Below are 22,996 nucleotides of genomic sequence, written 5' to 3'. Positions count from 1 at the left end.
TTTTTTATCTAGTACGTCCTTTTTTCTTATCTAACTTATAAACCATAGCCAAAATTTCTGCTACAGCTTGATACATATCTTGAGGAACTTCTTTATCTATTTCTACTGAATTATAAATCAATCTTGCTAAAGGTTTATTTTCTATTATAGGAACCTTAGATTCTATAGCCTTTTCCTTAATTTTCATTGCTATGGCATCTGCACCTTTAGCTACAACCTTAGGAGCTTCCATTTTACCTTCCTCATATTTAATTGCCACAGCTAAGTGAGTAGGGTTAGTTATTACTACTGTAGCATCTCCAACTGATTCCATCATTCTTCTTTGAGACATTTCTCTTTGTTTTTGTTTTATTTTTGATTTAATTTGAGGATCTCCCTCCATTTGTTTATATTCTTCTTTAATTTCCTGCTTAGTCATCTTAAGCTCTTTGTTATGTAGCATAAATTGCACAAAATAATCTATAGCTGCTAGTGCCACTAACAGTATACATATTTTTATAAATATTCCTAATATTAAAGACTTAACTTCAACTCCTAAAGTAGGAAGATATAAATTTCCTATTTGCATTATTTTATTGAAATTATCTTTTATGTATGAATAAGCTATAAAGATAACTATAGTTATTAATATTAGGTTTTTTATTAATTCAACTAATGCTTTTTTAGAAAACATATTTTTAAATCCATTAATAGGGTTTAACTTTCCAAATGAAGGTTTAATAGCATCTTTTACTATTAAAAATCCCGATTGCATTAAACTTGCTGCAACTCCAGCTATCATTATTGGAATAATAACAGGAATTATAACCATTGCTATTTTGCTTACTACAAGAGTGTTTATACCCTTCAAGCTATTTTCTGTTACCTCAATAGAGGACATATCTCCAAGAAAATATATTATATTTCCCTTTAATGATGATACAATAAATCCACTTGCTATCGTAATAACTAATATTGTAGCTATCATAGTTAATGCTAGTCCTACATCCTTACTTCTAGCAATTTGTCCTTTTTTTCTTGCATCACTTTTTTTCTTTGGAGTAGCTTCTTCTGTTTTTTCATCAGCCCCTATTAAAAATACAAGAGGAACCGCAGTCATTATCTTCCTAAATATCTCTGGCAAATATGTTATGCTACTAATAAATAGCTTTATTATAATAGGTAATGATATTGATATAGCAATTATACCTACCAGCATTTTAACTGGCATTCCAAGTATCATTACATTTATTTGAGGTACTGCCCTAGATACAAGACCCATGCAAAGGTCTGTCAATATTATTATCAATACTATTGGTATTGCAATTTTCAACCCTATTATAAAGTAATTAGCTATTACTTCTATAAGAACCATCATTGTATCTGGATAAAGTATGCCTTTACCCATTGGTAAAATTATAAAACTTTCAATAAGCGATTTAATAAGCATATGATGCCCATCTACTATAAAGAAAATTACTAATGCTACATAATGAAGTAAATTACCACTTATAGTTGTGCTTGTTTTGCTATTTGGATCTATTGTATTAACCATACTTAATCCTATATGTACATCTATTAAACTTCCTGCCATAAGTATTACCTCAAAGGCTATGTTAGAAATCAATCCAAGCACTAATCCAGTGGTAACTTCTGAAATCATATAAATAATTAAATAATAATTACTGGTAATTGAATTTATATTTGAGTAATCTATTCCTCCAAGTAAGGCAAAGGAAAAGATTAGTGAAAACATAGCTTTTAATATTTTTGGTGTTCCATTTGGGAAAAATACATTTGTTATAGCAAAAAAAGCTGTAACTCTTAAAAATATAAAAAACAGAGCTAAAAAGTAGGTTGTATCTACCATACTTCACCTACCTCCTAAGTAGATATTTTAATAATAAGCTCAAATATTCTTTCTGTAAAAGCTACTATGGTATGCAGCATAAAACTTGATAAAATAAGTCCTGTAGCTGCTATTCCTATAAGCTTTGGAACAAAAGTTAAAGTTTGTTCTTGAATTTGAGTAGTTGCTTGAAATATACTTATTATTAATCCAATTAAAATTGATACTATTAATATAGGACCTGCTATCTTTAATGATGTATATAGTGCATCTTTTACAATTCCTATAATTAGATTTTCACTCATATTCTATCACCTATCCTCCAAAGCTCATAATTAAGGATTTCACCATTAAGTACCAACCATCTACCATTACAAACAATAACAGTTTAAAAGGTAAGGCTACCATTACAGGTGGAACCATAAACATACCCATTGACATAAGCACACTTGCAACTACCATATCTATTATTAAGAATGGTAAGAATAATAAAAATCCTATTTGAAAGGCTGTCTTAAGCTCACTTATTGCAAAAGCTGGTATAACAACAGTTAATGGTACATTATCTTTTGTTATTTCTTCTGTGTTTAATTTTGATGTTTCAACAAATAGCTCTAAATCCTTTTGCCTTGTTTGCTTAAGCATAAATTCCCTTAATGGCTTACTTGCAGCCTTCATAGTTTCCTCTTGATTTATTTTATTTTCCATAAATGGCTTAAAGGCATTGTTATTTATCTCTGAATATACTGGTTGCATTATAAATATAGTTAAAAATAATGCTAGTCCAATAAGTATTTGATTCGGAATTGATTGTTGTGCTCCTAAAGCATTTTTTAAAAATGAAAATACTACTATTATTCTTGTAAAAGATGTCATCATTATTATTATTGATGGTAACAATGTTAAAATAGTTAGTACTATTAATAATTTTATATTATCAACATAATTTTGAGGAGAAGTAGATTCACCACCTACTGAAATGTTGACATCTGGTACATTTATAGGCTCAGCACTTACAGCTTTATCAAAGGTAAATATTAAAGCTAATGCAATCAACATCATAAACAAATATTTTTTCTTTTTACTCATACAAATCTTCCTTCTAGTTATATTTATTCCTAAGTTTATTTATTTTACTTTTTAAACCTTTTATAGCTACTTCATATTGCTGATTAACTTCCTCTTTTTGTCTTTTCTTCTCCTCTTCTATAAGTAATATATCTTCTTCTGATATTTCATCTAACTTTTCAGTTTTATTAGTAGATGAACTCATTACATATCCTTTTTTCCCAACTTTTAATACTACTATTGAAGTTTCTTTTGATATTTGTGTTCTTTCTAAAACTTTTATATACTTTCCTTCATTAGCATTGTAAAATTTATTTCCACCTATTTTAAAGAGTAAATACATAAGACCAAATACTACTATTAATGCAAATATTAACTTAAATATTAAAAATGCTAAATCCATATTTAAATCTACTTCCTTCTATTGTACTATAATATCACTTATGTACACGTCTTTTAATACTCCTGATTTTAGCTTTTGATTCATTCTAGCAATTATATCACCTTTTAAAACAGCTTCATTTGCTGGTTCAAAACTCTTAGCTTTACAAGATTTTATATAAAATACAGCTACATCTCTAAGTACAACTTTTTTATCTTCTATTTCTTTTACTAACTCTTTATTATTTTTATCATAGCTTATAGAAAGATTTAGCTTTACATATCTTTTTGTTCCTTCATCACTTAAGTTAACAAATATTTCTCCAACTTCAAAAAAAGCTTCCTCCATAACAACTGGCTTTGAGACATTATTTTTATTCATAAAGTAATATACTCCCCCAAATGTTCCCCCACCTAAAATTGCCATGATAGCAATAATTATAATTAATTTGCTTTTTTTCTTTTTAATATTCTTCTCTTCAGCCATTATTTTTTTCCTCCTTATCAGTTGTCACAATCAAAATATCAACTCTTCTATTTTTAGCCATATCTTCATAAGTATTATTTGGTGCTACTGGATGATGTTGACCATATCCTGCTGCACTAAATCTAGTAGGGTCTTGCCCCATAACTTCAGTAAAATATCTAACTACATTTACTGCTCTATCTGCAGACAACTCCCAATTCGATGGAAACTTTGAAGTATTTATTGGTCTGTTATCTGTATGTCCTTCCACTAGTATTGGATTCTTTACTGATGCAATAAGTGAATTTATTTTATTAAGTATTTCTTTACTGTCCTCTCTTAAAGCTGAACTTGATGTTTCAAATAATATATTATCTCTAAGTTGTATTACTATTCCTCTTTCACTATCAATTATATCTACAACGGAGGCCAAGTTATTTTCATTTACAAATTCCTTAACATCCTTATACATTTTTTGTTGTTCTGTCATCTCTATTTCAGGAGGTATATTATCTGTAGCTTCTCCTCCAACTAATGGAACTTCTCCATTGTATAAGTCATACTCCATTAAAGTATCTCCTGATTGTCCAGTCATCATTGAAGTAAAAGCCTGAGCTATACTCTTAGTTTTTTGAGAGTCAACAGTTGCCATTGAATATAGCAATACAAAGAATGTAAGCAATAGAGTTACAGTATCAGCATAAGTTGCTAACCACTCATCCCCTCTTAGTCCTTCACCTTTATTTTTCTTCTTTCTAGCCATTAAATAACAACTCCTTCTCCATTTTCAATGCTGTTATTTAAATATTCTAATTTTTCCTTAGGAGGTAAGTATGTTATTAATTTTTCTTCTACTATCCTTGGGTTTACCCCTGATTGTATTGCAAGTATTCCCTCTAGCATCATTTCCCTTTCTCCGACTTCTTTTGCACTCTTTTGCTTTAAATTAGTTGCAATAGGGTTACATAAAAGATTAGCTATAAGTGATCCATAAAATGTAGTTATTAAAGCTTTTCCCATACCAGATGCAATATTGGATACATCCGTTAAATTTGCAAGCATTTGTATTAATCCTATTAGCGTGCCAAGCATACCAAATGCAGGCGCATAAGCTCCCCAAGCTAAGTATATACCCGATCCTCTATCATGCCTATTTTCCATTTCTCCAATTTCTAATTCTAATATTTCTCTTATTGTTTCTGGCTCAATACCATCTACAACCATTTGTAACCCTTTTTTTAGGAAAGGATCTTCCATTTCAGATATATCATCTTCTAAAGATAATAAACCCTCTCTTCTTGCTTTTTTAGAAAGATCTGTAAATTGTAAAATTATATCCTTTACTGATGACTTGTTTTCCTTGAAAGCTTGAACAAAAAGCTTTCCCATATTTTTCATCTCTTCTAATGAATATGTTATTAGAAGAGCTGATAAAGACCCTCCAACAGTTATTATTACAGATGATACATCCCAGAAAATTTTAAGACTACTTCCAAGAAGCATTCCGTAAAGCATTAATATTGAGCCTAATATTAACCCTACTAAGGTTAACGCGTCTGACTTTTTCATAATATTGCCTCCCATTATAACCTATAAGTAACAATCTTGTTTTTATATCTAAGTACTTCTTCTACTACCTCTTCTACACTTTCAAGCACAATATATTTTTTACCATTAGTTAATGTTATTAAAGTTTCAGGAACTTCTTCTATTTTTTCTATATGGTCTGCATTTAAAATAAAATCTTTATTGTTCATAGCTGTTACTTTAATCATAGAATCACCCTCTTTATTTTAGTAAAATCATTTTAGTAACTTTATAATATATAAATGAATTTACTTTATATAATGAAACCGCTTTGCTCAGCTAATTCTTTTAACTTAACTGAGCATTAGCGATTTTACCTTTTAACTATCTCTTTAAGTTAATTATATCTTGTAATATTTCATCTCCTGTTGTTATCATCTTTCCTGATGCTTGGAAAGCTCTACTTGAAACAATCATATCTGTGAATTGTTCTGCTAAATCTACATTTGACATTTCAAGCATACCTTGAAGATTTTCTCCATATCCCTTTGAATTATCATCATTTAAAGTTCCTATACCACTTTTTATAATGGCATCACCTGAGTTAACTGATCCACTATAAAGGTTACCTCCAAGTTTAGTTAACCCTTCTGGATTCTTAAAGCTTGCCATTGCAATTTGTCCAAGTGCTGCTACTCTACCATCTTCAAGCACTCCATTTATTATACCGTTTTTATCTATAGTATAAGTTTTAACTCTAAGTTCAGTATCTGTTCCTGGTATTCTTACCTTATCTGGAATTTTAAGAGTTTTTAATTCTCCATCATATGATTTAAGATTTTTTGTTCCATCTACAAAGTTAATTGTTCCATTTTCATTCATACTTTCTATTGGAGTTCCTCCATTTGTTTCTTCTGAAGTTACTCCTCCAATTTCCATTGGTTTTCCTGTAGCTGTTACTCCTTGAGCTATTCCTTTTCCTTCTAAAGCTCTAGTTAACGCATCTTGTATATTCTTAGCTGTAATGGCATTTGCTGTTACAAAATCTCCATCTATTGTTATTGTTTTATTCTTTTCATCTATAGTTGCTTCTGTCTTTGTTCCTGGAGTTATTTTTCCAACTTGGAATTTATATCCGTTTAATGCTGCACCTTCATCAAAAAGTATTTCTATTCCACCTACTTTGATCTTACCTGGTGCTTTATTAACTTCACCACCTTCAATATTATCAGAGGTTAATCCTGTATATGGTTTAGAAGTTCCTGACACCTTAACCTTTGGTAAATCAGTAGGATGAGCTGCTACTAAAGCTGCATTTATTTTATCTTCTAAATCTCTTGCTCCAACCTTTTTAGTGAAATCTCCTTTAATAACTAATTTAGGAGGATTTCCTCCAGCTGCTGCCTTATATTCTACAGATAATCCTGGTTCATTTATATCTGTAATTTCAAATTCTAAATTATTTAATAATGTTCCAGTAGGAAGTTCTACATTTAATCCAGCTATATTTAATGCTTTTGGGGATGTTGCTGTTACACCATTTTGGAATTTCACTTTATTTGTTACATCTGCTAAATTTATATTTCCTGTAACAGTCAATTGAGTCTTAACTCCATTTGCCTTCAACGCATTATTTAATTTTGTTTGTATCTCTGTATTAGTAAATTTAGCTGGTACTGTATTAAAATCACCATTTATTATTATATTTCCATTTTCAACCACTACTGTAAGAGGAGTTCCTATTGCACTTTCTCCTACAGAAATGGTGTAGTCATTAAGCTCTCCATTAGTTTGTCCTGCAAAAGTAAATCCACCAACTGATAAGTTAGTTGTACTTCCATCCTTAGCATTTACTATGTTTGCTGATGCATCAACCTTACCTGATGCATCAGACGCACCCTTTATATTTCCTAATGTAGCTGGAGTTCCCGTTACCTTTGCTTCTTGCTTTATTCCAGCTGCTTTAAGTTGATTATTTAATTCATCTTGTAAATCTGATGCATTAAATGATTTATTTAAGAAATTAGCATTTATTACTATTTTTTTTCTACCCTTTTCTACATTAACTTGAAGTGGATCTTTTGATATTTCACCTATTTCAAAGCTGTATCCATTTAGATCGCTACCTTCATTAAGTTGTATAGTAAATCCACCTATTGTAACAGCTTTGGGTGGTAATGCATCTGCTCCTCCTACAACTGCATCTGAACCTAATCCATCAAAACTTATAGGCTTTCCTCCAACAAATACTTGTTGAGATATACCTGCTGAAGATAATCCTTTATTTATTGCAGATTCAACTTGAGCCGGTGTTAAAGCACCTGATGATGAAAAATCTCCATTTACTATAATTAATTTTTCAGCTTTATTAATATCTGCTGATGTAACAGTTCCTGGTCCTACAGCCCCTAAAACAACTTTATATCCATTCAATTGTGAACCTGGTCCAAATCTGAAATCTAATCCAGCTGTATTTACTGAATTAGGAACTTGTCCTGTTGCTTCTTGTGAGCTATCATCATTAGTTAATGAATAACCCATAATTCTAAATCCATCTCCAGTTAATAGGTTTCCTTGTTCATCTAGTATAAATGAACCATCTCTACTGTACATTATTTCACTACCTGAATTAACTAGTGATTGTGCTGTTATATTATGTGCACCTGCTCTATGATTTACTTCTAATGTTCCATCATAAATTGCAGGTCCTTTACTTACCATAAAGAATCCATCACCATCTATAGCTACGTCTAAAGCTCTACCAGTTGGTTGCATCATACCTTGAGTCATAACTGAGTCAATACTTGCAAGTTGAACTCCAAGTCCTACTTGGCTAGCATTTACTCCCCCTTGGTTATTTGATGGAGCCATTGCATCTGATACATTTTGACTTAACATATCACTAAATCTTGCTCTAGATGACTTAAATGATGTTGTTCCTACATTTGATATATTGTTTCCTATAACATCTAGTTTAGTTTGATTAACCTTCATTCCACTTATACCGGAATACATTGATCTTAACATAAATTTGACCTCCAACCCTTTAAATTTTCTTGTCTCTATCATTCAACAAGAATTAAGCTTCCTATATAGGTCCAGCTTATAAAATTACAACACTATCTATATTTGTAAACACATTTTCTTTTGCTCTTTCTTTTTCTATAGCTGTTATTACCGTTTTATTTTCTATACTCGCAATTAAAGCCACATCCTTATAAATCATTACAGAATTTTTTGCACCCTTGTCTTGTGCTATTTGAAATCCTTTTGCTATTTCCTTCATATCTGTATCTGTAAAATTTATTTCTCTTAATCTATCTGCTGCATGTTTAGATAGTGTATACTCTTCATTATCTTTATTTATCGTTTCATTTAAAATATCATTAAACTTACTTTTGTAGTGATTATTTTTTTCATTTACCCTTTCATTTGGTAACTGAAAATTACCTACAGGATAAGCTTTTCCATTTATAACTCTAAAGCCCAAAAAATCACCTACTTTAACAATTTACTTGTCTTCTTCTGGCTCACTAGGTTTGATTTCTTCCTTACTATTTGAAGCCTTAACTATCTTATCATAAGTAAATTCTTTTATTTCATCCGAATCATGTAGCTTAATTCGTACTTTAACTACACCTTCATCTTTTACTACTCCTAAAACTTCTCCAGTGAACTTATTTCCATCTTTATCTTTCTCATTTAGCTCAACATGTTTTCCAATAAATGAGGATGCAACTAAGAATGACATATTACCATTAATATTATTAATTGATGGTAATGAATAATCAGGAACATCTAAAACTGTCATAACATCTGCTATATCAAAATCTTTATAGACATTTTGTCCTTTTTCGCTTATTTCTACTGATAATGTAGTTTTCCCAGCAGTTGTTGTTACAGCCTTTACAACTCCTGTATAAGGTTTACCTTCATTATCTACACTTTTCATGGTAACGCCTTTACCAATCATAGAATTATTAGCATAATTTGACATAGTATTGTTTAAGTTAGTCGCCTGTTCCATTGAAGCAAATTGTGCCATTTGTGTAACATATTGAGTAGAATCATTATTTCCCATTGGATCCATGTTAGATAATTCTGCAGATAATATTTTTAAAAATGCATTTTTATCCATATCTTGTCCTGGCTTCATTATCTTGGTTCCTCTATCTGTTGCTCTTGATCCAGTATAGTTATTTATAGCATTAGACATTTCTCTTCCCCCTTATGCTAATAAATTTACATTACTTTCATTAAGTAAATCTTCTTTTATTTCATCTTCTTCAGTAAATATAACCTTTCCACTACTTGTACTTTCTTGCCCATTTTTAAAGTTTTCTGATGAATTCTCTTTACCACTAAAGAAAGTTGTATCTTCGTTATATATTCCTATATTTACTTCTTGAATTCTTATATTTTGTTCTGATAAACTCTTCTTAATATCTTGTAAATTAGAGTTTAATAAATTGTATGTTTCCTTTGATGTTGCTTTTATTTCTGCTCTCATTATTCCTTCTTCTGAAAGAATTTTAATTGTCATCTCACCAAGCTCTTTAGGATATACTTTCACCTTTAATTCCTGCATTGCATTCTTCATCATAAACTTAACATTTTTTATTATGTCTAAGTCTAGAGTTTGCTTATTAACAGCTACAGGTTCTTTAATTGTTTCTATATTGATTTTATTAAATTTATCATAAGAATTTAATATCTTTGAAAATGAACCCTTATTATCTCCATCTATAATTTTAGATAATATTTTATCCTCATCACTATTTTCATCAATATCATATTTTTTTAATGAATCATTAATATTTAAATCTTCATCATAACTAGATTCATTATTTAATTGACTTTCTACTTTTTCTATAATTGGAGTTTTATTAGTATCACTTTTAACTTCAGGTAATTTACTATTAATCCCATCTTCATTTTCATAGTTTTTTACACTTAATAAACTAGTGATAATTTTTGTTTTATCTTCATCTCCAATATTAGAGGATATCTTTTCTACACTTTCTTTTGGTAATAAATCTATCAAAGATAAAATTCTATTAGCTAATTCTTTTTTATAGCTATCAATAGATGTTTCATCCAAATTTTTTGATTTTATATTTTCTAATATACTATCTGTTAATGTTTTTGCTTCTTTTAATAAAGCCCTTAACTCCTCAGAATTATTCTTATTATTAATATCTAAAAATTTTATATCTATTAATGGATTGTTGGACTTTACTTCTTCTTGTCCATTAAATAATGTTAAGAATACTTTTTCTACATCTTCAGAGCTTAGCTCCTCCAAATTGATACCAACAAAATTTTCATCTTCTATATTAATATTTGATAAGTTTTCATCAGAAATATTTTTATTTAACAAACTTGAAAGCAAAACTAAAATTTCACTTAAAGAATCTACATCTGAATCATTTCCTGGGAAATCTTCTTTTTCTGATATTTCATTTAATTTCTTAGATAGTTTAGTTAAGGTATTTTCATCACTATTAGAGTTTTTTGATACTAATGGCTCTTGGCTAGCATTACTATCTTTTGATTTCACATTGTTTAGAGTTAATTCTTTAGAAGAATTATTTTTAACCTCTTGATTAAAATATTCCTTAAACCCTTCTTTAATCTTATTTTCACTCTTTAAAACATCATTTTTTAAATTCACCCTAGAATTTTGTAATTTACTTTCTAAGTTAATAAAAGCCTTTGTATTTATCATCCTTTACTCACCTCCTTTCAATGCTTTCTCATATATGCATATAAAGCAAGCTCGTCAATTAAAATTTGTTCCTGTCTGTCTAATTCCTTATAGAACTCTGTAGATTTTCTTTCTTTTAATATATCTACTGTTTTTCTTTCTATTTGCTTTTTAAGCAAATCCTCTCTTCTTATATCAAGCTCCTTTAGTTTTACATTTAAGTTTTTTTCAGTTTCGTCAATTCCCTTATCTAAAGCAAATAAATAATTTCTTTTTATTTTTTGATAAGCTAAACTTTCTCCTTTATTTATTCCACTATATTTTTCATAATTACATCTAAGGCCATTTAGCTTTTCTTCTTCTATTTGTTTTTCTCTTTGTGTTTTAGTAAATAATCTTTTACTTTCTTCTTCTTTTTCTGTTCTTATTTCAAGAAGTTTCTCTAGACTAAACTTAAATTTATCTGCCATATTTATCCATCCCTTTAGCTTCTAAACATAGAAATTAGATTTTCTAAAGAAGTATCAAAATCTGATTTTTCTTCAATTCCCTGTTTTAAATAACTATTTAATCTGTCATTATATTGAATTGCTATATCTATTTTTTTATTACTTCCTTTTACATAAGCTCCTAAATTTATTAAATCTTCTGCCTCTTTATAAGTTGCAAGCAAATCTCTTCCTGTTGAAGCACATTCTTTATGAATATCTGCCGCTATGTTGGGCATAAGTCTACTAACACTATTTAAAATATCTATTGCTGGATAATGATTTTTGTGTGCTAATGATCTTGATAATACTATATGTCCATCTAATATACCCCTTACAGTATCTGCAATAGGTTCATTAAAATCATCTCCATCAACTAAAACTGTATAAAAAGCTGTTATAGAGCCTTTATCAGATGTTCCTGGTCTTTCCATAAGCTTAGGTAGTTTTGCAAATACAGAAGGAGTATATCCCTTCTGCGCAGGAGGTTCACCAATAGCTAGTCCAACTTCCCTTTGAGCCATTGCAAATCTAGTTACAGAATCCATCATAAGAATAACCTTCTTGCCTTTGTCTCTAAAATATTCTGCTATAGCTGTGGCTGTTAACGCTCCTTTTATTCTTATTAAGGCCGGCTTATCTGAAGTTGCGCATACAACAACAGATTTCTTCATTCCTTCTGGCCCTAAATCTTTTTCTATAAACTCTAAAACTTCTCTTCCTCTTTCACCTATAAGAGAAATTACATTTATATCTGCTTCTGCTTCTCTAGCTATCATACCTAAGGTTGTACTTTTCCCAACTCCTGATCCTGCAAAAATTCCTATTCTTTGCCCTTCTCCAACAGTTAGAAAACCATCAATAGCTCTAACCCCTGTAGGAAGAATTTCTGTTATTCTCTTTCTTGATAATGGATCTGGCGGTTGATTTTCAAGAGGATATCCGTCTCCTTGAAAAATATCCTCTCCTTGAAGTGGATTACCTAATCCATCAAGAATTTTTCCTAGCAAATCATCTGAACATTTTACTTCTAAAGGCTTTCTTTCTGGCACTACTCTACAACCTGGAGAAATTCCTATAAGCTCTCCTAGAGGCATAAGTAAAACTGCATCTTCTCTAAATCCAACAACTTCACATTTAATAGGCTGATTTTCCTGATTATATACAGTACAAAGTTCTCCTACAAAAGCCTTAACTCCCTGTACTTCAATAGTAAGTCCTATTACCTGTTTAACTGTACCTTCTAAATAATATGTATTAACTTCTTGAATTTTTTTATTTAGTAAATCAAAATCTATATCTATCATATCTTCACCTAATGACTACTTAAATAATGCTTCTTCAAGTTTTTCTAAAGCAATATCTAAACCAATTACAGCTTTTCCAGTATTTTTTTCTATTACTGCATTTCCACTTTCCATTAAAGGATCTTCTAGTATAAATATATCTCCTTTTATAGCATAAGCCTTTTTATAGTAGTCCATTTTATCTTCAATTGAATTTACATGTACTGGATTACACTTTATTATTATATTTTCCTCACCCTTAGCTTCTTCTAAAATATTATTTAATAAAGGTAACATCCCATTAGAAGCTGTTATTTCTTTTTTAGCTATAACCTTTGCCATTTCAAAAGCTATCTTTATAATTTCTTTTTCTTTTTTTTGTAAATATTCTTTGTATTTAATGTTTGCAGACTTCAATATTCTTTCTGCTTCTTCTATATTTTCTCTAACATTTCCCTCAGTCTCTATTCTCACCTTTTCTAGACCTTCTTTATATCCATCTTCAAAGCCATTTTCTTTGCCTTGATTATATCCATCTTCATAAGCTTCTTTTTCTATTTCAGCAGCTTTTTTTCTAGTATCCATTATTAATTCTTCAGCTTCAGTTTTAGCTTTTTTTAATATATTAGCTCCAAGACTTTCATAGCTTTTTTTAATTTCAAGCTCTAATGACTTTTTCTCTTGTTCACTTTCATCCTCTAAAACTTCTGCTTTAGTAATATAATTTGTTTGTATTTTCTTTTTAGAAGATTCTAAGGCAGAATTTCTTTTTATAAGATTATATGATAATTGCATCTTCTCCACCTCTTGAAATTATTATTTCTTGAGCATCATCTAACCTTCTAATGATAGAAACAACTTTTTGTTGAGCTTTTTCTACATCCATTAATCTTACAGGTCCTAAGAATTCCATATCTTCCTTAAGTGCCGCTGCTGCCCTCTTAGACTGATTTCTGTAAACAACATTAGCAACTTCATCAGAGCATCCTTTAAGTGCAAGAGCAAGCTCCTTACCATCAACTTCCCTAAGAATTCTTTGTATAGATACATCATCAAGAGTGATAATATCTTCAAATACGAACATTGAGCTCTTAACTATATCTGCAAGTTCTGCATCTTCTCTCTCTAAGCTTTCAGTAATATTCTTTTCTGTTGTTCTATCAACTTGATTTAAAATATCAACTAAAGTTTCAACTCCACCAAGTGAAGTCATTTCACTTCTAACAACACTACTTAATTTACCTTCTAAAACTTTTTCTATTTCCTTAATTACCATAGGAGATGTATTACTCATAGTAGCTATTCTATATGCTACTTCACTTTGAGTATCTTCTGGTAATTCTGCTAAAACCTGTGCTGCTTTATCTGCTTGAAGATAGCACAGTATTAGTGCTATTGTCTGTGGATGCTCATAACTTATTACGTTTAAAAGTTGATGTGCATCAGCCTTTCTAGCAATAGCAAATGGCCTATACTGTTGAGTAGCTTCAGTTACTTTACTTAATATATCATTTGCCCTTTGTGTTCCTAAAGCTTTTGAAAGTAAAGTTCTTGCGTATTCTATACCACCTTCTATAATATAATCCCTTGCTTTATTCATTTCTAAAAATTCATCTAATATAGTTTGCCTCTGCTCCGAAGTAACAGAAGATATATTAGCTATTTCATATGTTATCTTTTGTATTTCTTGTTCTGGAAGCTTCTTTAAAATTGCTGATGATGCCTCAGGTCCAAGTGTTATAAATAATATAGCAGCTTTTTGTACTCCATTTAATTTTGATGAATCCCTTGCCATCTTATCACCTCTCATTCTCAGCCAACCAAGATTTCACTATATCTGCTACTTGATCTGGTTTGTCAGTTGCATATTGCTTTATTTCATTCTCTATATGAGCTTTTGGATTTATACTTTCAAAGTTTATAGACGGCATAGCTACTGTATCTTCTCCTGAAAGTCTATCATCTATGATAACATCTAATAAGTTTTCTTTTGCCGCTTCCTTCTTCTTAGATTTCTTTCTAATTAAAATTAAAGTTACTATTACACCAATAAGTGCTAATATACCTAAAACTGCATATAATATTATTTTATTTCTCTTTTCTTTTGCTAATAATTCATTTATAGAATCAAATTCTTTTTGAGCTTCTTCTTTAGTAAGCGGATCAAATGTCATTCCAACTACTGATACACTATCTCCTCTCTCGGTGTTAAGACCTACTGCATTTGCTACAGATTTTTCAATAGCAGCTTGTACATTTCCATCTATATTTCCATCTATAAATACAGATGCTGTTAGTCTTTTAACTTCACCTGGTGCACTAATAGTCTTAACTTCAGTTTTCCCACTTTCATAATTAGTGCTTACTTCCTCCCTAGAAGAATTATTATTAGTATTTTTTTCTTCTATGGTATTTCCCATATTATTATCTACAGGCCCTTGACTGTTTTGTCCTGCTCCTGCTCCATTATTTTCCTTAACAGTTTGTTGACTCACAATAACTTTATTAGGATCTATTGTTGTTTGTGTTTTTTGTTTTGAATCAAAATCTAAATCAACATTAACAGAACTTTTAACCTTACTTTTTCCTACTACTGGTTCTAAAAGCTCAACTATTGATTTTTGAAGATCCTCTTCATATTTTTTTTCTAAAGAAAATTGTTTTTCTATAGATTCTGCGCTTACTTCTCCACCTTCTGATTTATTTAAATCTTTAGTAAGAAGATTCATATTGCTATCTATTACTTCTATATTCTCTTTAGGTATGTTTTCGGTACTACCTGAAACAAGTGCAACTATTGATTCAACTTGTTCTTTACCTAATTTATTTCCTGGAATCAGTTTTAAATAAACTGCTGCCTTTCCAGGTTCTTTATCTTTTACAAAAACTGAATCCTTTGAAGGGGTTATATGTACTCTTACTGTATCTATTTGAGGAAAACTTTTTATAGTTTTCTCTAACTCACCTTGTTGCATTACTAATTTCTTTAACTTAAATTCTTCATCTGTCATACCAAATGAATTTCCTGTATCCATTAGCTCGTATCCTTTACTTCCTCCTGAAAGTTCTGGTGCAAGCTCTAATCTCAATTCATCAACTGAAGACTTTGGAACCATTATAGTTTCTCCTTCAATCTTCATATCTACTTTTTTTTCCTTTAGCTTATTTGTTACAAGTTGTGCATCACTTGGATCTAAATTTGAAAATAATACCTTATATTTAGTAGATGAACTATAAAAAACCAAAGATCCTATTGCAATAATGACTGTTACTAAAGCAATTATTATTGCAACTCTTATACCTTTACTAAATGATTTGAATTTTTCCCACAACTTGCTAAAGCTTTCTTTAAGCTTATTCATCAATAGCACTCCTTACCATATTACAATTGCATTCTAGTTAATTCCTGTACTGCTTCAACAACTTTATTTCTTACTTGTATTGCTAATTGAAGTGACATCTTCGCTTCTTCCATACCTAACATCATTTGGTGAACATCTACATTTTTCCCTGAAATGAAGTCATTTGTTATATTATCAGCTTCAACTTGTTTTTCATTTACTTTATCTAAACTATCCTTTAAAATATTTTGAAAATTACTTCCATTAGAATTAACTTTATTATCAGACACTATATTATTTTCAAAAACCTTTTCAGTTGGAACAAAATTATTTATTATCATTTCTTATCTCTACCTTCCTAACTCTAATGATTTTGTGAACATACCTTTTGTAGCATTTAAAGTATCAACATTCGCTTCATAAGCTCTAGATGATGCTATCATATCTGCCATTTCATTAAGTAAATTAACATTAGGCATAGTAACATAACCATCTTTATCAGAATCTGGATGGCTAGGATCATAAACTCTTCTTAGTGGAGATTCATCTTCTACTATTCCAACAGCCTTTACACCATTTAATTCCTTTGCCTTATCTAAATTTTCTTGAAATACGGCAATTTTTCTAACATAAGGTTTTCCATCTTTCCCTCTTGTTGTTGTAGCATTTGTTATATTGGACGTTATTGTATCCATTCTTAATCTTTCTGCTGATAAACCACTTGCACTTATTCTCATAGTATTAAATAAACCCATAATTATCTATTTCCTCCTGATATAACACTCTTTGTCATATTTAATTTCGAATTTGCTTGAGTAATTAAAGCATTGTACATTAATGTATTTGATGCTTGATTTACTTTTTCTAAATCCATATCTACGTTATTACCATCAGTTCTCATGCTTGTACTTTTGTCTGTTTCTACTTTGATTAAAGAATCATTTAAATTACCAGATAAATGATTTTTGTTAGTTTTCTTCAAGCTAAAATCTTCTTTAGCCTTTGATAAATTTTCTTCAAACGAAACATAGGACTTCTTGTAATCTTTAGTGTTTATATTCGACATATTATTTGCTATTACCTTACCTCTTAATGAGGAAGCATCTAATCCAAGTTTTATAAATTGCAATGTTTTGTCGTTATTATTTATATTCATAAGCTTCTCTCCCTAAAACAACATTTTTTATTCTATAATTTAGAAAAATATTTTTTATTTATTGCATTAATTACGAAATTTTTCCTACTTTTATATTATAGTTTAATCTAAATTATTTTTCTATAATAATTTTTATAAAAATCATCCTCAAATTTTTACATTCATAACCTAATAATCATTTAATTTATCGAATTCTATATATTTTTACATATTGTAACATTATTTTTATGCATATTATCAAAAACATTGTATTTATTTTAAAAAAAAGAAAAAAACAGAAGAATTTTGAAAATTCCTCTGTCGATAAATTTATTTCATATTTTCTAAAACTCTTAAAATTCTTGGGGAAATCTGTTAGTTTGTTGCATTAAATCTATAATTTAATCTAAATTATTTTTCTATAATAATTTTTCATAAAAATTTTTTTCATTTTTTTATATTTATACTATAATAATTATTTAATTTATCTAATTTTATTTTTTCATATTGTATAATTATTTATATATATTAGTAGAATCTTGTGTTCCTAAATAAAAAACAGAGGAATTTTCAAAATTCCTCTGTAGATAAATTATTTCATATTTTCAAGAACTCTTAAAACATCTTGTGGAAATCTGTTAGTTTGTTGCATTAGAGCTATTGAAGTTTCGTGTAGAATTGAATTTCTTGAATATTCTACCATTTCTAAGGCTAAATCTGAATCTCTAATTCGGCTTTCTGCACTTTCTAAATTAAAAGAACTTCCACTTAAATTTTGTGATGATGTTTCCATTCTATTTTGAATTGCACCATATCTACTTCGTACAGAATTTACAGTACTAATTGATGATTCTATAATTTTTAAATTTTTCTCTAAATTATTTTTATTAGTTGCATCCATATCTTTTAATGAATTTCCTTCTGAATCAATAAGCATATCTGTAGTTATATTAAATATAGGTATATTTATTTCTTCCTTTGCATTTGCTCCAACTACATGATTTAAATACTTAGGATAATTATTATTTGTAACTTTATCTGAATTTAATAGCTTAACTCCATTAAATTCAGCATTATTAACCGTATGATCTATGTGTTCTTTTAATTGATTTATTTCTACTTGAATTATTTTCAAATCCTCGTCAGTTTTTACTCCTTGTGCTTGAACTGTTAATTCTTTTACTCTTATTAAAGCTTCACTAATAGTTGATAAAGCTCCATCTGTAGCCTGTATCATAGAAACTCCATCTTGTAAATTTTTTTCTGCCATTTGCAAGCCTCTAATTTGCATTCTTAGACCTTCACTAACTCCTAACTTATTAGGATTGTCCTTTGCAGAGTTTATTTTACTTCCTGTACTTATCCTATTTAAAGCTGATGATTGAACTGATAAATTCTTTTTATAATTTCTATATACATTTAAAGATTGCATATTTTGATTTAATCTCATAATATTCTCTCCTATATTTATATTAATTTATTCTTTATTTTTAAATTATCGTTATTTTAATAAAATTCTTTATATTATAAATATAAATAGAAGTTATTTCTATTTGTTAACTAGATAATATTTTTATATTCTTCACTATATGTATAATTTTATTATCCTAAAAATAAAACTCTAGAAACTTACAAATAATTAGATAAATATCTGTTCAATACTTCTACTACTATAATGCTCTTCATATAATAATAACTAAACATTCAACTACTTAGATCCTATAATTTAAAATTAGTCATTCAAAATAATATCACAAATTCTATCTACATCTTCTAAATCCAAATCCGCATAGAGTGGAAGACATAAAACTCTATCTGATATATATTGGGCAACAGGTGTTTTTTGAATATCAAATCTCCCTTTATAACATTCAAAACTATTAGTAAGTGGATAAAAATATTTTCTAGCAAAAATATTTTCTTCTTTTAACTTTTCAAATATTTCATCACGATTTAATTTATAGCCATCAAATACTACTGGGAAATAAGCATAGTTTTTCTTTACTCCTCTTTGAGGTTTACACAACTTAATTCCATTAACATTACTTAATCTTTCAATATATCTTTCTACTACAGACTTTCTCTTTTCTATTTCTTTGTCTACGTGACGAAGGTTACAAATACCCATTACTGCCTGAAATTCATTCATTTTAGCATTTCCACCCACATATTCAACGGATTCTGATCCTGTAATACCAAAATTCTTTATGTCATGTAATATTTTAGATAATTCTTCATTTTTATAAGTCAATGCCCCACCTTCAATAGTATTAAATACTTTTGTAGCATGAAAGCTAAACATAGAAGCATCTCCAAAGTTAGCGACATTTACTCCTTCTATCGTTATACCAAAAGCATGTGCAGCATCATAAATAACCTTTAGATTATGCTTATTTGCGACTCTTTCAATTTCTTTAATATTACAAATGTTTCCATAGACATGAACCGGAATAATAGCTGAAGTTTTATCTGTTATTAAACTTTCCAACTTTTCCACATCTATAGTATAATCATAAGGATTTATATCACAAAATACTGGTTCCAATCCATTTCTTACTATAGCATGAGTTGTAGAAGCAAATGTGAATGGAGTTGTTATAACTTCCCCAGTAATATTTAAAGCTTCTATAACACATTCTAATGCAAGATGTCCATTAGTAAAAAGTGTAATATTAGGAGTATTTAAATACTCTAATAATGCTTTCTCTAACTCCTTATGTTTTGTACCCATGTTAGTAAGCCAACAGCTTTCCCATAAATCTTTAATTTCTTCTATGTACTCCTCAAAATTTGGCATTGACGAACGTGTTACTTGAATTAGTTTACCCATAATTTTGCCTCACATCAATTTTATAATAATTCTTATTTGATATATAACAATAATCATTTACTGATAGCATATCCGAACCCTGTTTTACCAAATCCATTTCCATTATAAAACATAATAAATAAATCATTAACTTTAATTACATATGGATATGAAATAGCCTCTGAATCCCATCCTGATTTTGATAGATCAATATTTATTTCATCATCTAATCTTATCCAATTGATTCCATCCTTTGACTCTGCATATCCGCCCCTATAGCCTTTTTCTATATTTTTTCTAAATCCATCTATCATCCTTCTGCTATACCACATCTTATAAATTCCATTATCAAATATTACACAAGGTCTAGCTACAGCTTCATAAGAATTATTTGGCAATATACAATCTACATTTTCTCTGTTCCAATTTATTCCATCATTAGATGTAGCATATTTTATATGATAACATATCTCAGGCTTGTCATTAATAATTTTCCATTCAGTTCCACTTGTGTAATAACATTTCCATATATCTTTCTCCTTTATTACATCAATAGCACCTGTATAGTAAGGTTCTTCTTTATTCCTATCTAATATAGGTCCATCATATAACCGTTTAAATGTATAACCATTATCCTCACTTACTGCTAAACCAATTGAATTCCTTGTATGAACTGTTGTACTAGGATTCCATCCTATATAATACATATAAATCAAATTTTTTTCTCTAATTACAGAGCATACATTTGCACCTGAATCATCAAACGCCCCTATTTTTCCTAAGTCTATAACCGGTTTATCGTGAATATAAATAACCTTTAAGTTATTCATATCTGAAATATCAATGTCAACAAAAGTTGTTCTAGTATGATTCCCCTTATCCCTAACTCCAAAATAAACTCTTACCGTTTTATCATCTATTAATAATGGTGTTGGTTTATGACAATGACTATATGCCCACTCTGATGTTTTATCTACATTAAATACTAATCCTTTTTTTTCAAATATCATAAATATCTCCTCGATTGCATTATAAAAATTGGTCTATTTAAAAATTCACCTAATTCATCATTACGACAAATATTATTATTATTTAAATCATAATATTTGATTTCTTGTTTTGATAACTGAGCTATACCAATTTGAGTTATTTGCCAATTATCATTAGTTCCTTCTGCTATAAAATCAATTAGCTCCTTCTTAGTACCATTTTCAAATAAACACATACTTCTAGTTCCCTTCCAATTAAATCCTAGCTGAAAAATTAATATTCTTGTTATTGTTGAAAGGCTATTTATTTGTTCTATAATACTTTCTTTTGCCTTCTCTTTTGAAAGCTCAACATCTCCATAATCATCTCCTACATGATGTAAAACATTTAGTAATAGAGTAATATCATATTTATTTTTTTTAAATTTATCTAATTCATTAAATAAAAAATATCTGTTAGTAACTTCTATTTTATTTTCTAAATTCAGTACTTTCGATGCTAATTTTACAAACTCTGAATGAGTTTCATTACCTTCATAATAATGAACACTATTAACACCATTATCTATCATTTCTAAAGTAAAAAAGCCACTATTTCCACCAATATCTAAAACCGTCTTATTCTTTATATTTAAATTTTTTAAAATATATTCTAATCGTTCATTTTCATAAGTAAATTTAATATCTGCATCTATATTTCCTATTTTTTCTTTCAATTTTTTAGAAAGAATTTGATAATTTGAATGTTTGCTTTTTGCATAATACATATTTTTAAGTTTCAAAATACTATCGTCCATTTAAAAACTCCTTTTTAAAAATTTCTATTGTATCATTTCTTCTATATATATCATTTTCTATCCATTTTGGTAAAAAATTAAGAAATTCATTTTCAACTATATTATAAAAATTTAAATTCAAGTTGTTTTTTAAGGTCATCATAATACCTCCGAGCCAAAAATATTTTATTGGATTTTTAATAGGTTTAAGTTTAGGTAAGGATTCTATCAATCCATAATCATGTAGAAAAGCCTCAAAAAAGTTCACTCCTGCATCTACAAAAAGTTGAGATGGTCCCCAAAATCTTGGGTTAGCTTCTATCATATAATTTACATTATCCTTTTGTTTTACTTCTACCATTACTAAACCATTAAACTTAAAAGATTGAAATAATTTTTCATATTTATAAGATTCTTCTGAGTTATGAAAATTTGTTGAAATAGCAGCTAACATAGACTTACCCTCTGGCTGTTGTACTAAATTTTCTTGTGAAAACTTATAAATCATACCATTTCTATGAAAATAATAAAGTAAGTAAAGACTTCTTCCCTCTAAAAATTCTTGGTAGTAAAAATCTTCAGTGTTATAATTTTTATAGAATAACTCAAGTTCCTCTGAATCTTTTATTATTATAGGTGATAAAACCTCTCTTCTCGAAGATGAAAAATACTTTTTAGGCTTAGCCACTATTGGCAATGTTAAATTTAAACTAAATTCAAATTTTTTAGGAACTATAATGTGATTTTGCAAACAAATTTCTCCAAAACTATATTTATCAGAAACCAATTCATATAATTCTTTCTCAACCAATGGAATTATACAACCAATTTTCTCAAATGACTTTCTTTCTTCAATTAGTAATCTATTTAATGCTTCAGTTGTAGGAGCAATAATGTATTCCCTTTCATTACATTGTTCCTTAACCTCTTTAATAGTTGATAATAAATCATCTAATATAAGAGTTACTGAATTACGTATAGCTAAAACTTTATCTTTATACTTCGTAAGAAATATATCATCGTCCTTAGATTTTGCTATAATTGCATAATCTACTTTCTTTTCATTTAATGTACGCAAAAATGAAACTATTGCTCTTTGATTAAATCCTGAAAAAATTAAAACACATTTTCTCTTATTGACATACATAAAACCACTTCGCTTTCTATTACTCGCTATTGTAAAAAATTTATTTAA

The 22,996-nt window shown here is 28.8% G+C and carries 25 protein-coding genes and 1 pseudogene; all 26 read right to left on the bottom strand.

Annotated features, from left to right (window positions below; translation table 11 throughout):
• Nucleotides 1-4: 4 nt before the first annotated feature.
• Nucleotides 5-1,849: a fused FliR family export protein/FlhB family type III secretion system protein gene (locus ACH36K_RS07710; RefSeq protein WP_411170354.1), complete on the bottom strand. Its 1,845-nt coding sequence runs from the start codon at nt 1,847-1,849 to the stop codon at nt 5-7.
• A 14-nt stretch (nt 1,850-1,863) separates the two neighbouring features.
• Nucleotides 1,864-2,133, bottom strand: a complete 270-nt coding sequence (fliQ, locus tag ACH36K_RS07705) for a flagellar biosynthesis protein FliQ (protein WP_411170353.1) — start codon at nt 2,131-2,133, stop codon at nt 1,864-1,866.
• Nucleotides 2,134-2,143: 10 nt separating this feature from the next.
• A complete protein-coding gene (gene fliP, locus ACH36K_RS07700; RefSeq protein WP_411170352.1) occupies nt 2,144-2,917 on the bottom strand; it encodes a flagellar type III secretion system pore protein FliP in 774 nt (257 codons plus the stop codon).
• Between the two features lie 13 nt (nt 2,918-2,930).
• Nucleotides 2,931-3,299, bottom strand: a complete 369-nt coding sequence (locus ACH36K_RS07695) for a flagellar biosynthetic protein FliO (protein ID WP_411170351.1) — start codon at nt 3,297-3,299, stop codon at nt 2,931-2,933.
• Between the two features lie 18 nt (nt 3,300-3,317).
• Nucleotides 3,318-3,764, bottom strand: a complete 447-nt coding sequence (fliL, locus tag ACH36K_RS07690; RefSeq protein ID WP_411170350.1) for a flagellar basal body-associated protein FliL — start codon at nt 3,762-3,764, stop codon at nt 3,318-3,320.
• The gene (locus ACH36K_RS07685) at nt 3,757-4,506 is read right to left on the bottom strand and encodes a flagellar motor protein MotB (protein ID WP_411170349.1); all 750 of its coding nucleotides are present in this window, start codon (nt 4,504-4,506) and stop codon (nt 3,757-3,759) included. The genes fliL and ACH36K_RS07685 overlap by 8 nt, the downstream gene beginning before the upstream one ends.
• Nucleotides 4,506-5,312 (bottom strand): motility protein A, encoded by an 807-nt coding sequence (locus ACH36K_RS07680; protein ID WP_411170348.1) that lies wholly within the window; start codon nt 5,310-5,312, stop codon nt 4,506-4,508. Before ACH36K_RS07680 ends, ACH36K_RS07685 begins: the two co-directional genes overlap by 1 nt.
• Nucleotides 5,313-5,326: 14 nt before the next feature.
• Nucleotides 5,327-5,518 (bottom strand): flagellar FlbD family protein, encoded by a 192-nt coding sequence (locus ACH36K_RS07675; protein ID WP_411170347.1) that lies wholly within the window; start codon nt 5,516-5,518, stop codon nt 5,327-5,329.
• Nucleotides 5,519-5,654: 136 nt separating this feature from the next.
• On the bottom strand, nt 5,655-7,811 hold the full coding sequence (locus tag ACH36K_RS07670; RefSeq protein ID WP_411170670.1) for a flagellar hook-basal body complex protein: 2,157 nt from the start codon (nt 7,809-7,811) through the stop codon (nt 5,655-5,657).
• A pseudogene (locus ACH36K_RS07665) lies at nt 7,794-8,297 on the bottom strand (flagellar hook-basal body complex protein); the annotation flags it as partial. The gene ACH36K_RS07670 and the pseudogene ACH36K_RS07665, both read right to left, overlap by 18 nt.
• A gap of 76 nt (nt 8,298-8,373) precedes the next feature.
• Nucleotides 8,374-8,760 (bottom strand): TIGR02530 family flagellar biosynthesis protein, encoded by a 387-nt coding sequence (locus tag ACH36K_RS07660; protein ID WP_322412523.1) that lies wholly within the window; start codon nt 8,758-8,760, stop codon nt 8,374-8,376.
• Between the two features lie 21 nt (nt 8,761-8,781).
• Nucleotides 8,782-9,486, bottom strand: a complete 705-nt coding sequence (locus ACH36K_RS07655) for a flagellar hook capping FlgD N-terminal domain-containing protein (RefSeq protein ID WP_411170346.1) — start codon at nt 9,484-9,486, stop codon at nt 8,782-8,784.
• 12 nt (nt 9,487-9,498) lie between these two features.
• Nucleotides 9,499-10,998: a flagellar hook-length control protein FliK gene (locus tag ACH36K_RS07650; protein ID WP_411170345.1), complete on the bottom strand. Its 1,500-nt coding sequence runs from the start codon at nt 10,996-10,998 to the stop codon at nt 9,499-9,501.
• 17 nt (nt 10,999-11,015) lie between these two features.
• Nucleotides 11,016-11,447, bottom strand: a complete 432-nt coding sequence (fliJ, locus tag ACH36K_RS07645) for a flagellar export protein FliJ (protein WP_411170344.1) — start codon at nt 11,445-11,447, stop codon at nt 11,016-11,018.
• A gap of 14 nt (nt 11,448-11,461) precedes the next feature.
• Nucleotides 11,462-12,772 carry a flagellar protein export ATPase FliI gene (fliI, locus tag ACH36K_RS07640; RefSeq protein ID WP_411170343.1) on the bottom strand — a complete coding sequence of 437 codons (1,311 nt, stop codon included), beginning with the start codon at nt 12,770-12,772 and terminating at the stop codon, nt 11,462-11,464.
• Nucleotides 12,773-12,787: 15 nt separating this feature from the next.
• Nucleotides 12,788-13,546 carry a FliH/SctL family protein gene (locus tag ACH36K_RS07635; RefSeq protein WP_411170342.1) on the bottom strand — a complete coding sequence of 253 codons (759 nt, stop codon included), beginning with the start codon at nt 13,544-13,546 and terminating at the stop codon, nt 12,788-12,790.
• Nucleotides 13,530-14,546 carry a flagellar motor switch protein FliG gene (fliG, locus tag ACH36K_RS07630; protein WP_411170341.1) on the bottom strand — a complete coding sequence of 339 codons (1,017 nt, stop codon included), beginning with the start codon at nt 14,544-14,546 and terminating at the stop codon, nt 13,530-13,532. The genes ACH36K_RS07635 and fliG overlap by 17 nt, the downstream gene beginning before the upstream one ends.
• Nucleotides 14,547-14,550: 4 nt before the next feature.
• Nucleotides 14,551-16,113, bottom strand: a complete 1,563-nt coding sequence (fliF, locus tag ACH36K_RS07625; protein WP_411170340.1) for a flagellar basal-body MS-ring/collar protein FliF — start codon at nt 16,111-16,113, stop codon at nt 14,551-14,553.
• Nucleotides 16,114-16,133: 20 nt separating this feature from the next.
• Nucleotides 16,134-16,433 (bottom strand): flagellar hook-basal body complex protein FliE, encoded by a 300-nt coding sequence (gene fliE, locus ACH36K_RS07620; RefSeq protein WP_411170339.1) that lies wholly within the window; start codon nt 16,431-16,433, stop codon nt 16,134-16,136.
• 9 nt (nt 16,434-16,442) lie between these two features.
• Nucleotides 16,443-16,847: a flagellar basal body rod protein FlgC gene (gene flgC, locus ACH36K_RS07615; protein ID WP_411170338.1), complete on the bottom strand. Its 405-nt coding sequence runs from the start codon at nt 16,845-16,847 to the stop codon at nt 16,443-16,445.
• A 2-nt stretch (nt 16,848-16,849) separates the two neighbouring features.
• Nucleotides 16,850-17,248 (bottom strand): flagellar basal body rod protein FlgB, encoded by a 399-nt coding sequence (flgB, locus tag ACH36K_RS07610; RefSeq protein ID WP_411170337.1) that lies wholly within the window; start codon nt 17,246-17,248, stop codon nt 16,850-16,852.
• Between the two features lie 571 nt (nt 17,249-17,819).
• Nucleotides 17,820-18,677 carry a flagellin gene (locus ACH36K_RS07605; RefSeq protein WP_411170336.1) on the bottom strand — a complete coding sequence of 286 codons (858 nt, stop codon included), beginning with the start codon at nt 18,675-18,677 and terminating at the stop codon, nt 17,820-17,822.
• 282 nt (nt 18,678-18,959) lie between these two features.
• Nucleotides 18,960-20,057: a DegT/DnrJ/EryC1/StrS family aminotransferase gene (locus ACH36K_RS07600; protein ID WP_411170335.1), complete on the bottom strand. Its 1,098-nt coding sequence runs from the start codon at nt 20,055-20,057 to the stop codon at nt 18,960-18,962.
• A 53-nt stretch (nt 20,058-20,110) separates the two neighbouring features.
• Nucleotides 20,111-21,046 carry a hypothetical protein gene (locus tag ACH36K_RS07595; protein WP_411170334.1) on the bottom strand — a complete coding sequence of 312 codons (936 nt, stop codon included), beginning with the start codon at nt 21,044-21,046 and terminating at the stop codon, nt 20,111-20,113.
• A complete protein-coding gene (locus ACH36K_RS07590; protein WP_411170333.1) occupies nt 21,043-21,822 on the bottom strand; it encodes a class I SAM-dependent methyltransferase in 780 nt (259 codons plus the stop codon). Before ACH36K_RS07590 ends, ACH36K_RS07595 begins: the two co-directional genes overlap by 4 nt.
• Entirely contained in the window at nt 21,812-22,948 is a 1,137-nt protein-coding gene (locus ACH36K_RS07585; protein ID WP_411170332.1) for a hypothetical protein, read from the bottom strand. The genes ACH36K_RS07590 and ACH36K_RS07585 overlap by 11 nt, the downstream gene beginning before the upstream one ends.
• Nucleotides 22,949-22,996 lie beyond the last annotated feature (48 nt).

The organism is Clostridium sp. MB05 (assembly GCF_046581255.1).
Classification (GTDB): domain Bacteria; phylum Bacillota; class Clostridia; order Clostridiales; family Clostridiaceae; genus Clostridium.
The sequence above is the reverse complement of the archived record's forward strand: the minus strand, read 5'-3'. Positions and strand labels throughout refer to the sequence as shown.

Coding starts and splice junctions, on each gene's coding strand:
- ACH36K_RS07635 (WP_411170342.1), bottom strand. CDS start 13,546: ATGCAATTATCATATAATCTTATAAAAAGAAATTCTGCCTTAGAATCT.
- ACH36K_RS07650 (WP_411170345.1), bottom strand. CDS start 10,998: ATGATAAATACAAAGGCTTTTATTAACTTAGAAAGTAAATTACAAAAT.
- ACH36K_RS07585 (WP_411170332.1), bottom strand. CDS start 22,948: ATGTATGTCAATAAGAGAAAATGTGTTTTAATTTTTTCAGGATTTAAT.
- ACH36K_RS07695 (WP_411170351.1), bottom strand. CDS start 3,299: ATGGATTTAGCATTTTTAATATTTAAGTTAATATTTGCATTAATAGTA.
- ACH36K_RS07605 (WP_411170336.1), bottom strand. CDS start 18,677: ATGAGATTAAATCAAAATATGCAATCTTTAAATGTATATAGAAATTAT.
- fliF (WP_411170340.1), bottom strand. CDS start 16,113: ATGAATAAGCTTAAAGAAAGCTTTAGCAAGTTGTGGGAAAAATTCAAA.
- fliI (WP_411170343.1), bottom strand. CDS start 12,772: ATGATAGATATAGATTTTGATTTACTAAATAAAAAAATTCAAGAAGTT.
- ACH36K_RS07655 (WP_411170346.1), bottom strand. CDS start 9,486: ATGTCTAATGCTATAAATAACTATACTGGATCAAGAGCAACAGATAGA.
- fliQ (WP_411170353.1), bottom strand. CDS start 2,133: ATGAGTGAAAATCTAATTATAGGAATTGTAAAAGATGCACTATATACA.
- fliP (WP_411170352.1), bottom strand. CDS start 2,917: ATGAGTAAAAAGAAAAAATATTTGTTTATGATGTTGATTGCATTAGCT.
- ACH36K_RS07675 (WP_411170347.1), bottom strand. CDS start 5,518: ATGATTAAAGTAACAGCTATGAACAATAAAGATTTTATTTTAAATGCA.
- fliE (WP_411170339.1), bottom strand. CDS start 16,433: ATGATAATAAATAATTTTGTTCCAACTGAAAAGGTTTTTGAAAATAAT.
- ACH36K_RS07685 (WP_411170349.1), bottom strand. CDS start 4,506: ATGGCTAGAAAGAAGAAAAATAAAGGTGAAGGACTAAGAGGGGATGAG.
- ACH36K_RS07590 (WP_411170333.1), bottom strand. CDS start 21,822: ATGGACGATAGTATTTTGAAACTTAAAAATATGTATTATGCAAAAAGC.
- fliG (WP_411170341.1), bottom strand. CDS start 14,546: ATGGCAAGGGATTCATCAAAATTAAATGGAGTACAAAAAGCTGCTATA.
- ACH36K_RS07595 (WP_411170334.1), bottom strand. CDS start 21,046: ATGATATTTGAAAAAAAAGGATTAGTATTTAATGTAGATAAAACATCA.
- ACH36K_RS07670 (WP_411170670.1), bottom strand. CDS start 7,811: ATGGGTTATTCATTAACTAATGATGATAGCTCACAAGAAGCAACAGGA.
- fliJ (WP_411170344.1), bottom strand. CDS start 11,447: ATGGCAGATAAATTTAAGTTTAGTCTAGAGAAACTTCTTGAAATAAGA.
- ACH36K_RS07710 (WP_411170354.1), bottom strand. CDS start 1,849: ATGGTAGATACAACCTACTTTTTAGCTCTGTTTTTTATATTTTTAAGA.
- ACH36K_RS07680 (WP_411170348.1), bottom strand. CDS start 5,312: ATGAAAAAGTCAGACGCGTTAACCTTAGTAGGGTTAATATTAGGCTCA.
- flgB (WP_411170337.1), bottom strand. CDS start 17,248: ATGAATATAAATAATAACGACAAAACATTGCAATTTATAAAACTTGGA.
- flgC (WP_411170338.1), bottom strand. CDS start 16,847: ATGGGTTTATTTAATACTATGAGAATAAGTGCAAGTGGTTTATCAGCA.
- fliL (WP_411170350.1), bottom strand. CDS start 3,764: ATGGCTGAAGAGAAGAATATTAAAAAGAAAAAAAGCAAATTAATTATA.
- ACH36K_RS07600 (WP_411170335.1), bottom strand. CDS start 20,057: ATGGGTAAACTAATTCAAGTAACACGTTCGTCAATGCCAAATTTTGAG.